This is a genomic window from bacterium (assembly GCA_018830565.1).
Classification (GTDB): Bacteria; UBA9089; JAHJRX01; order JAHJRX01; family JAHJRX01; genus JAHJRX01.
Genome location: JAHJRX010000027.1, coordinates 1 through 10210, shown reverse-complemented (window position 1 = coordinate 10210; position 10210 = coordinate 1). Strand labels below are relative to the sequence as shown.

10 protein-coding genes are annotated in these 10210 nt (G+C 34.2%); all 10 read right to left on the bottom strand.

Going from position 1 to position 10210, the window contains the following annotated elements; genetic code table 11:
• Positions 1-185 precede the first annotated feature (185 nt).
• The 10 genes from KJ849_02110 to KJ849_02065 all read right to left on the bottom strand — a co-directional run bounded on the left by KJ849_02110 (position 186) and on the right by KJ849_02065 (position 10101).
• Positions 186-1595 (bottom strand): V-type ATP synthase subunit B, encoded by a 1410-nt coding sequence (locus KJ849_02110; protein ID MBU2599355.1) that lies wholly within the window; start codon positions 1593-1595, stop codon positions 186-188.
• 21 nt (positions 1596-1616) lie between these two features.
• Entirely contained in the window at positions 1617-3374 is a 1758-nt protein-coding gene (locus tag KJ849_02105) for a V-type ATP synthase subunit A (GenBank protein MBU2599354.1), read from the bottom strand.
• Between the two features lie 18 nt (positions 3375-3392).
• Positions 3393-3725 carry a V-type ATP synthase subunit F gene (locus KJ849_02100; GenBank protein MBU2599353.1) on the bottom strand — a complete coding sequence of 111 codons (333 nt, stop codon included), beginning with the start codon at positions 3723-3725 and terminating at the stop codon, positions 3393-3395.
• Complete coding sequence (locus tag KJ849_02095) at positions 3718-4836, bottom strand: V-type ATPase subunit (GenBank protein ID MBU2599352.1); 1119 nt, start codon at positions 4834-4836, stop codon at positions 3718-3720. Before KJ849_02095 ends, KJ849_02100 begins: the two co-directional genes overlap by 8 nt.
• A complete protein-coding gene (locus KJ849_02090) occupies positions 4812-5402 on the bottom strand; it encodes a V-type ATP synthase subunit E (protein ID MBU2599351.1) in 591 nt (196 codons plus the stop codon). The genes KJ849_02095 and KJ849_02090 overlap by 25 nt, the downstream gene beginning before the upstream one ends.
• 136 nt (positions 5403-5538) lie before the next feature.
• Positions 5539-5850, bottom strand: coding sequence for a F0F1 ATP synthase subunit C (locus tag KJ849_02085; GenBank protein ID MBU2599350.1), 312 nt, complete (start codon positions 5848-5850; stop codon positions 5539-5541).
• A 19-nt stretch (positions 5851-5869) separates the two neighbouring features.
• The gene (locus KJ849_02080) at positions 5870-7801 is read right to left on the bottom strand and encodes a hypothetical protein (protein ID MBU2599349.1); all 1932 of its coding nucleotides are present in this window, start codon (positions 7799-7801) and stop codon (positions 5870-5872) included.
• Between the two features lie 17 nt (positions 7802-7818).
• Complete coding sequence (phoU, locus tag KJ849_02075; GenBank protein MBU2599348.1) at positions 7819-8490, bottom strand: phosphate signaling complex protein PhoU; 672 nt, start codon at positions 8488-8490, stop codon at positions 7819-7821.
• Positions 8491-8551: 61 nt separating this feature from the next.
• On the bottom strand, positions 8552-9301 hold the full coding sequence (gene pstB / locus KJ849_02070) for a phosphate ABC transporter ATP-binding protein (protein MBU2599347.1): 750 nt from the start codon (positions 9299-9301) through the stop codon (positions 8552-8554).
• Positions 9302-9330: 29 nt separating this feature from the next.
• A complete protein-coding gene (locus KJ849_02065; GenBank protein ID MBU2599346.1) occupies positions 9331-10101 on the bottom strand; it encodes a phosphate ABC transporter ATP-binding protein in 771 nt (256 codons plus the stop codon).
• Positions 10102-10210: the final 109 nt, after the last annotated feature.

Here is a 10210-nt window from a genome sequence, read left to right as displayed (position 1 = left end):
TCCTTCGATAATTTATCGAGGAATTCTATAAGTCGTAGAGTAAAGCTATATAACCTCTTTTTGAAATCCTTTTTGAATTTTGATTTGTCATTTTGCATTTTTATTTTTGATATTTGATTTAATTAAAGGTACCATAGAATTTCAAATTAAAATAATTTTGCAAATTTGCCAAAGTCCAGTTAAGATTATAAAAATGGGCTCTTTACTCCATCTTCCATAGTTTCTGTTAAATACCTATTTAATAAATCCTTATTAATCCTGATTAATTCACTCTTCTTAAAGATAGATAACAGCTCCCATCCTAAATCTAAAGTCTCTTCAATGTCACGATTAACATTTCCTTGACTAAGCATCTTTTCTTCAAAATCCTTAGCAAACTTTAGATATTTGCGGTCAGATTCGTTTAAAGCTTCTTCACCTACAATCGCTACTAATTTTCTAATATCACATCCTTCGGCATAACAAGCGTATAATTGATTGGCTAATTGGCGATGATCTTCTCGAGTCTTGTCTGCGCCTATGCCATTATTCATCAGTCGAGAAAGAGAAGGAAGAATATCAATCGGTGGATAAATTCCACTCCGATAAAACTTTCGAGATAAGACAATTTGTCCTTCCGTAATATAACCAGTTAAATCAGCAATAGGGTGAGTAATATCATCATCGGGCATAGTTAAGATAGGGATTAAAGTAATAGAACCTTCTTTCCCTTTAATTTTTCCTGCCCGTTCATAAATCGTAGCTAAGTCAGTATACATATAGCCAGGGTAACCTCTTCTTCCTGGAATTTCTTCTCGCGCCGAGCCTATTTCTCTTAAAGCTTGGCAGTAATTAGTCATATCAGTGAGGATAACTAAAATATGATAATTCAAATGAAAAGCTAAATATTCAGCAATCGTTAAAGCATAACGAGGAGTTAAAATTCTCTCAATTGTAGGATCAGAAGCTAAATTTAGTAAAGTAATTACTTTGTTGAAACTTCCAGATTCCTCAAAATAATTCATAAAGAAATTAGCTTCTCTTTGGGTAATTCCCATGCCCGCAAATACTATTAAGAAATGAGTATCTTTTTCTAATACTTTAGCTTGCTTGATAATTTGAGCGGCAATTTCATCTGCAGGAAGACCTGCTCCAGAAAATATAGGTAATTTTTGGCCTCGGACTAAGGTATTAAAGCCATCAATGCTGGTAATTCCAGTCTGAATAAAATCTCTGGGAATTTCTCGGGAGACAGGATTTATGGCCTGGCCAATAATAGGGAGATATAGATCAGGTATTATTTCTCCTGCGCCATCAATAGGTTTTCCGCAGCCATTTAAGACTCTTCCTATCAAATCTTTAGTTACTCCTAAAGTAGCTTCATTTTCTAATAAATTCACGGAAGTTTTTTCTACATCTAAACCTAAGGTATGTTCAAAGACCTGAATAACTGCATGCTCCTCTGAGACCTCCAACACTTGTCCATGGCGAATATTATTTAATCCATCAGTTATTTCGACAATAGCTCCATAACAAAGTTCAGGTACATATTTTACAATAATTAAAGGACCAGAAATGCACTTAACCCCAGAATGCTTTTTTAATAAAAGACTCATTACTTTTTTCTCCTTTATTTTTTATTTTTTAATAATGTTTTCTAATTGAGTGTTAATTTCTTTCCTAATCTCTTCTGCTTTTTTCAAAAATTCACTTTCTGGTATAGTTCTTTGTCGAGAAATATCTTCTCTGATGGGTAAATCTAAGATATCCTGGAATATTCCTCCCTTTTTAAGAATCTCCATAGTCTTATCATAAAAAAATAACATATTATCTAAGATCAAGAATTGTTTTTCTAAAGAAGTAGTCGCATCAACTGGATCCATAGCATTTTGGGCTAAAAAACTATCCCTGATTATTTTGCAGGTTTCCAAGGTTAATTTTTCTTCATCCTTTAAGTTTTCTGGACCTATCAACTGGACTGTTTCCTGAAGCGAAACTTCTTCTTGGAGAAGCTTCATAACTCTTTCTCTATTTTTCTCCCAGTTTGGATTTACCTGCTTATTAAGCCAGTTCTTAATAAGGGTAAAATATAAGCTATAACTTCGATGCCAGTTGATAGAAGGAAAATGCCTTCGATAAGCTAAAGCAGTATCTAATGCCCAAAAAGATCCAGTAATTCTTAGAGCGCTTTGGGTAACTGGTTCTGAAAAATCACCTCCGGCCGGAGAAACAGCTCCAATAACGGTAAGAGAACCAATTCTCTTGTCAGAGCCTGAACAAATAACCCTTCCAGAACGTTCAAAAAATCCAGAAAGTCGGGCTGCCAGATAAGTAGGAAATCCTTCTTCTCCGGGTAATTCTTCTAAGCGAGAGGATATTTCTCTTAAAGCCTCAGCCCAGCGCGAAGTAGAATCAGCCATTAAAGCTACTTTATACCCCATATCTCGGTAATATTCAGCCAAAGTTATTCCTGTATAAATAGAAGCTTCTCTCGCTGCTACCGGCATATTGGAAACATTAGCAATCAAGATGGTTCGATCCATTAATTTACCTTTTCCTTTAGGATCATCAAGTTGAGGAAATTCATGAAGAACATCAGCCATTTCATTTCCCCGTTCCCCACAGCCTACGTAGACAATAACATCAGCTTCTGAGTACTTAGCTAAAGTTTGTTCCGTCACTGTCTTTCCTGTTCCAAAACCTCCTGGAATACAAGCCGTGCCCCCTTCGGCTACTGGAAACAAGTAATCAAGTATTCGTTGTCCCGTAATAAAAGGTCTTTCAATGCTTAATCTTTTCTTAATTGGCCTGGGGACTCTTACCGGCCATCTTTGATACATCTTTAAACCAACTTCATTTTCTAACCAGGCTACTTCTTCTTCTAAGAAATATTCACCTTCCTCGATCTTTTTTATTTTTCCAGAAATACCTGGGGGAACTAATATCTTATGAGAGATATTTTCTTTTTCTTGAACTTCACCTAATATATCCCCAGCTTCTACGGGATCTCCAGGACTAACATTAGGAATAAAATGCCATTTACGATCTCGAGAAAGATTATGGACTCTTACTCCTCGAGCAATAAAACTTCCAGTAATCGCTTCTATTTCACTTAATGGTCTTTGTAAACCATCAAAGATACCTCCTAAGAGACCAGGGCCTAATTCCACGCATAGTGGATCATTAGTAGAACACACCACTTCCCCTACATTTAGTCCGGTCGTATCTTCATACACTTGAATAAAAGCTATATCTTGATCTAACCTAATAACCTCTCCAATTAACTTTAACTTTCCTACTTCCACCACATCATACATCTTGCAACCAATCATATTTTTGGCAATTACTGCGGGACCAGAAACTTTAGCAATAACACCGCTGATCTCTTTTTTCATAATCACTTTTCCTCATCTTTAATTAATCTTTATTTCATATCCAATAGTCTTTCTTAATAACTGAGAGATATAATTACTCTTAAAAAGATGGTCTTTTTCTCTCCATTCCATATTTAAAGGCAAAGGAATGACAACCGGAAGATCGCCTTTCTCGATCACCTTCTTTAAGGAAAGACTAAGGTCTTCATACAAATCCTCTTCAATGATGATAATTCCATACTTGCCCTTTCCCAAATTTTCCGAGAGAAGTTGTTCTGATTCTTTCCTTGACTTAGTATTTACTACTTCTATACCCGTAAGCATAAACCCATCGATAGCTTTACTTTCCATAATTGCTAATATCTTATACAAAGATCAATTCTCCTTTAATAATCTCAGGAGGTACCTGATGTTTGATACCCCAAGTAATACTCTTTAAATTAACAAATTCGTTATACTTTTCCCATAAATAACCAATAGCGATAGAGATGGAGAGAGGGTTTTTTGAATACATCCGAGCAGCTTTTTTAATGATTACTCCTTCTAAAAGCCTTTCTATAATAGATAGTTTTTTCATCTTACCATACAACAAACTTCCTTCTTCTGCGATAGAAGAAAACTCTGTCTTTTCTAACAAAGAAAAAACTCCTTCTACTTCTTGACATCCTAACATGGATCCAAGTAACTCTTCTTTTATTAACCCCCCTTTGATAAAGAGAGAGGATTTTTCTTTTAAATTACTTCCTTCTGAAACTAATTTTAAACAAATAGTTAGATTAAAGAAATCAATCTCGCTGGCCACCATCTTCTGGACAAAAAAAGAGTCTTCATCTTCTGTCTTTAAACTTTCCACTAAGTACTCAAAATACCACCGATCTATTAAATTTTCTATCTCTATTAGATGTTTATAGATTAAACTTACTTCTGGGTATTGATTATAAAAATCGATGATTGCTTCTTTAATCTTGCGATCAAGATTATATCCCCAAGTAGCCAATAAACTAATCACCTCTTTTATCTCTTCCTGCTCTATTAACATCTTTAAATGAACATCTTTTAAAGTTGCCATGGGAACTAAGCTTTGGAATATATCTTCAGGAAGTTGGTGGGTTAATTTTCCTCGGATAATGGTCTTAATGTTATAAATATCCCACTTGCTAAGTAATAACCCGATCCAATATCTTGTCCTTCCCTCCGCCATGGATAATACTTTTTGCATAGTCTTAGATAAGTTTTCTCTTAAAGTTATCTCTATGGCTGGGTATCCAGAAGAAGAGACTAAAGTATCGGATAAGTCTACGGCATAAGGAGAATTTAGTAGAAAATCAACTAATGTTTCCACCTCTTTTAAAGATAGGAGTTGTTTGTAATGTTCATTAGAGAGAAGCTTACCATGCATTACCCGAAGGCGAGCATTTAAATAGTCAAAGTTATCAGTGGAAATTGATTTATCCAAAGTTACAAACTCTCCTCTTCTTGCCATAATTTAGCGACAGTTCTTCTAATGTGAGGGTAAAGAATCTTCCAACGAGATTCAAAAGTATTATAAACTTCTACTTTATTCTCTAAGTCACAAATTACTACCCCAAACTTAATATCATTATCTTCTAATAGCTGAAAAGATATGTTCTTTCCTTGAAGATATTTTCGACAAAAATCTTTATCCCGCGAAGATGCTTTAACTAAAAATTTATCTTTTATTTCCTTCAGAGCTTCCTCTATTAAATTCTTGAGGATGTTCTTGTAATCTTCTGCATTTTTTTTTCTGAAAGATTCAAACTGCTTGATTAAATCTTCTTTAGTTTTAGAGATTAATAAGCATTTATAACTATTTTCTTGGCTTCTAAAGCTTTTCTCTATATTTCCAATCGTCTTTGCTTGTTCAATACTTAGCTTCTCTTTGACTTTTTTTTCTACCGCAATCTTTTCTAATTCTATCTCTTCTTTTATTCTTTTCTTGATTTCTTCTGCTTTTAAGGTTCCTTTTTCTTTAATTTGTTGAATTTCTATGTTAGCATTCTCTTTTATTTTTTTAATTAAATCTTCCAATTTAAATACTCCCCAACTTAAATACTTCTTAATTAAGAAACTCCTTAATTAAGAACAAGGTTTCGTAACTAAAGACTTAAAGTAAAATCTTAACCGCAATGACAAAAATTAAGAACAAAGTCCCATAGCTAAAGGCTTAAAGTAAAACCATAACCGCAATGACAAACCCTAAGATAACTAATGTTTCTGGAATGGCTAAAAGGATAATGGCTGTTCCTAAGAATTCTGGCTTTTCGGCAGTAGCTCCTACGCCAGCAGTACCAATCTTAGCTTGAGCCATACCGGTGGCTAATGCCGATAATCCTACCGCTAATCCAGCAGCGATAGCTTTTAATCCTATCCCGATGTCTCCACTATTCTTTGCTGCCTCTCCAGCTTCTTCTGCCCAAACAACATCCCCCATAAGCATCAATAACAAAGCTGCCACCATTAAAGTAACCTTTTTCATTAAAGACCCCTCCTTTATTTTATAAAATACATTTTTTAAAAGGTTGATACCTTATTCCTCCAGTAAGATAAAATTTAGGCAAAAACTCTACATAATGTAGTCTTATCGACTGTATTGTAGGGCTAAAGACACCCAAAACAAAGTTTAAGCTGTGAAGTGAAAGGAAGATAGCGCCTCCTAAAAATAAACTATCGCAAGAACCTCCTAATTTATTAGCTAAAAGAGCCAAGACAGCTGAGGCTATTCCTAAGGCAGCAATTCGCACATAAGATAAGATATTAACTATGGTCGAGATTATTTCTAAAGGAGCTAAAAATCCATGAATTTTAATGGCTAAAGGAATAAAGACGATCAAGATTCCTACGCCTATCTTAAAAAACACAGTTGGTAAAATATTTCCTATCTTACCTACCACTAAGAAAACTCCCCCTAAGATAATTATTCTTACCAACAGATCCCACATGGCTTTTTTATTCTTAGATAAGATTGAATTAATTACCCCTAAAACTAAACCCAGCACTATATGGACCATACCAATAAAGATAGCTAACATAATTAAAGGTTTTATAGCTTCTTCTCTTTTACACCATAGAGGGTATAGCCCCCATCTTTCTCCTAAGTCTCCAAGAAATTCTCCAAAGACAAAGCCAAAGATAATAGAAGAAAGAGCACAGGTAAAGACTATTTTAGAAATATCCTTAAAAATTATTCTTCCCCCTTTAGCTAAAGATAAGATATAGCGACTGATGAAAAGTAAGAGCAGACCATATCCAATATCAGCTAACATCAGTCCAAAAAATAAAGGAAAACCAATAGCCATAAAAATAGTAGCATCAAGTGTCCCGTATTTGGGCAAAGGAAGTAAAGATAAAAGTCTTTCAAAAGGTCGTTTTACTTTAATATTTGATAATAAAATGGGAGCCTTGAGATAATCCTTCTTAGAAAGGTGTAAATCGTTTATGACTACTAAACCCTTAAATTCTTCTTGTAAGCTCTTCCTTAGCTCTTCTAAGCTTTTTTCCGGCACCCAACCTTTAACGACAAAAGTATAGTTTGAGTTAACAGAAGAAGAAATTGCCCAAAACTCATTTAAACTATCCAAATTCATAGTCTTTAAGAGTAAGATAGCTAATCCTTCTTTTTGAAAGAGATCCTCTATCTCTTCTAAGATCTTTTTTAATTCGGTAGGAAGAATTTTTAGCCTTTCGTCCATAAGAAGTAGAGCCTTATTCATAGATAGATCTTCAAACTCCGTAGGAAGCTTTAATTCATCTAATCCTTTGCCCCAAATAAATTCCTTTACTTCTCTATCCTGCTCTTTTTTAAATCCTAAGATAATTATTGATCTTTGGCCATCTAAATCTTTAAAAATAAACTTATAATCACTATGAGTAATCTTAGCCAACTCTTCTTCTAAAAGAGGCAGAAGATGCTTACTTTGTTTATGAAGAATAATTCCTATAAAATTATCCTCTTTTTCAAAGCCTTGAGAAGGAAAGATTTCTTTAAAAACTCTAATGATCTTCTTGTAGCCTAAAAGTAATTGCAGTTCATCTTCTAAACTCTTTCTTTTTCTAATTAAAGATCTTAATTGTTGGTGGACCTTAGTAACATAAGAATGGTGTTCCGTTAATTTCATATTAAGTAATTCTGATCTTTTTTCTCCTACCTTTTCTTTGTTTAAGACTATTTCTTCATTATTTTGAATCAAGAGATGCTTAGGCAGATGTAAAATGAGATCTTTTAAGGCATCTGAAATCTCCTCTCTCTGTTTCCTTTCCTTTGACTGGGCTTCACTTAAGGTAACTTTTTGTAAGAAAGGTCTTTCTTCTCCTTCGGTGATAGTAATCTTCTCGAGGTGGACTTTTCCAAATTTATGAAGCATTTTGATAAGCTTATCCAAATGCTTTTTAATACCAACGATCTCAATACAGTCCATCTTGGTGATCATAAGAATTACTCCTACACTTAATCGTTATTCTTTTTTTCCAGATGATGCCTGACATCTTTACCCATGACCATAAAGATAGCATCTTCGGCAATATTAGTAGCATGATCGGCAATGCGCTCTAAATGGCGAGAAACAAGAATTAAGGCTAAAGCCCGTTCAATAGTCTGAGAGTCAGAAAGCATAAATGTTAATAACTCTCGAAATATCTTGTCCTTTAAATTATCTACTTCTGTATCCATCAAAAGTACGGATCTGGCTAATTCTACATCCTTGTTGATAAAGGCATCTAAACTCTTTCTTAACATCTCTTTGGCAAAAAGATTCATTCTTGGAAGATCAAGGTAAGGTTTTAATTGAGGTTGCTTAAGTAAAGTAAGAATATTATCGGTAATGTTAATCGTTAAATCACCAATTCGTTCTAAATCACTATTTATCTTTATGCCAGCGGTAATAAATCGCAAATCAATAGCGGTAGGTTGATGAAGGGCTAAAAGCTGCAAAGCCATTTCATCTATCTCTATATGTAACTGATTAATCTTATTTTCTCGAGTAAAAACTTCTTGAATTAGTTCTTCTTTTTCTTCCATTAAAGCTTTAGTTGCATAATCAATCATCTCTTCTGAAATAGTTCCCATCTGCAAAATCTTTTCTTTTAATTCTTTTAACTCTTCATCAAAATATCTAATCATTTTACTACTCCTCTGATAAAAATAGCAACAATAAATTATGAAAAAATAGTTAATACTTTGATTAACCAAACTTACCGGTAATATAATCTTCAGTCTTTCTTTTAGTTGGAGTAGTAAATATTTTTTGAGTGACACCAAATTCTACTAACTCTCCTAACCACATAAATCCTGTTTCATCTGAAATTCTAGCAGCTTGTTGCATATTATGGGTAACAATGACCACGGTATAACTTTGTTTTAAGAAATGGATCAACTCTTCAATTTTTTGGGTAGCTATAGGATCTAAGGCCGAGCAAGGTTCATCCATGAGTAAAACTTCAGGCTTTATGGGCAAAAGCCTGGCGATACATAATCGTTGCTGTTGTTCTAAGGAAAGCTTAAGAGCATTAGTTGAGAGTTTATCCTTTAATTCCTCCCATAACATTACGGCCATTAAAGACTCTTTTACTATCTCATCAAATTTCTCCTTAGAAAGATTATGAATTTTAAGACCAAAGATAATATTTTCAAAGATTGAAAAAGGAAAAGGATTGGGTCTTTGAAAGACCATCCCTACTTTTTTTCGTAGATTGACTACATCTACCTTGGGATGATAGATATCTTCTTGGTCTATCATTATCTTTCCTTCAATCCTTACGTTTTCGATAAGATCATTCATCCGATTAAGAGTTCGCAGAAGAGTTGATTTGCCGCAACCAGAAGGGCCAATCAAAGCCGTGATCTTATTGGACTTAATTTCAAGATTAATTCCTCGCAGGGCTTGAAATCTATCATAGTGTAGATTAAGATCTTTTATAGTAATGATGGCCATCTCATACCTCAAGATTTCGAAAAGCCAATTTAACCAAATCTTCCAGAAATATAGTCTTCTGTTCGTTTATCTTTTGGGACGGTAAATAAGATTCTGGTCTTGTTTACCTCGATTAACTTACCCATTAAAAAAAAAGCAGTCCGATCTGCTACTCGCGCTACTTGTTTGGTGTTGTTAGAGACTAATATTTGAGTAAAGTTCTTTTTTAACTTATACATAGCCTCTTCTATCTTAGCCGTGGAGATAGGATCAAGACCTGAACATGGTTCGTCAAAAAGAATTACTTCCGGCTTAAGAGCTAATGTTCTGGCAATGCATAGCCTTTGTTGTTGACCACCAGAAAGAGTTAAAGCAGATTGAGAAAGTCTATCTTTTACTTCATCCCATAAATAAGCAGCTTTTAAACTTTCTTCTACCATTTCTTCCAGTAAAGTCTTTTTTTTTATACCTTTCCTTCTTAATCCATAAGCTACATTTTCAAATATAGACAGCGGCAGGGGAGTAGGTAAAGCAAAAACCATGCCTACTCTTCGTCTTAATCTTTCTAGATCAAGATCATGGTTAAATATATCTTCATTATCTAAAAGAACTTTACCTTCTATCCGTGCTTGAGGGATAAGATCAATTAGACGATTAAAGGTTTGTAGAAATGTAGTTTTTCCACTATTAGCTGGTCCAATTATTCCTAAAATTTCATTCTTCCAAACAGCAAGAGAGATAGAACTTAATGACAACTGACGACCATACCAAATACTTAATTTTTCTGTAACTATCTTCACTTCTGGTAAGTCTTTTACCATCTTTGTCTCTTTCTTAGCTTTGCCCTTTGTATAGCTGCTATTGAAGCTGACGCTGCTTCTATGTCTTTTACTATCTTCACTTCTGGTAAGTCTTTTACCATCTTTGTCT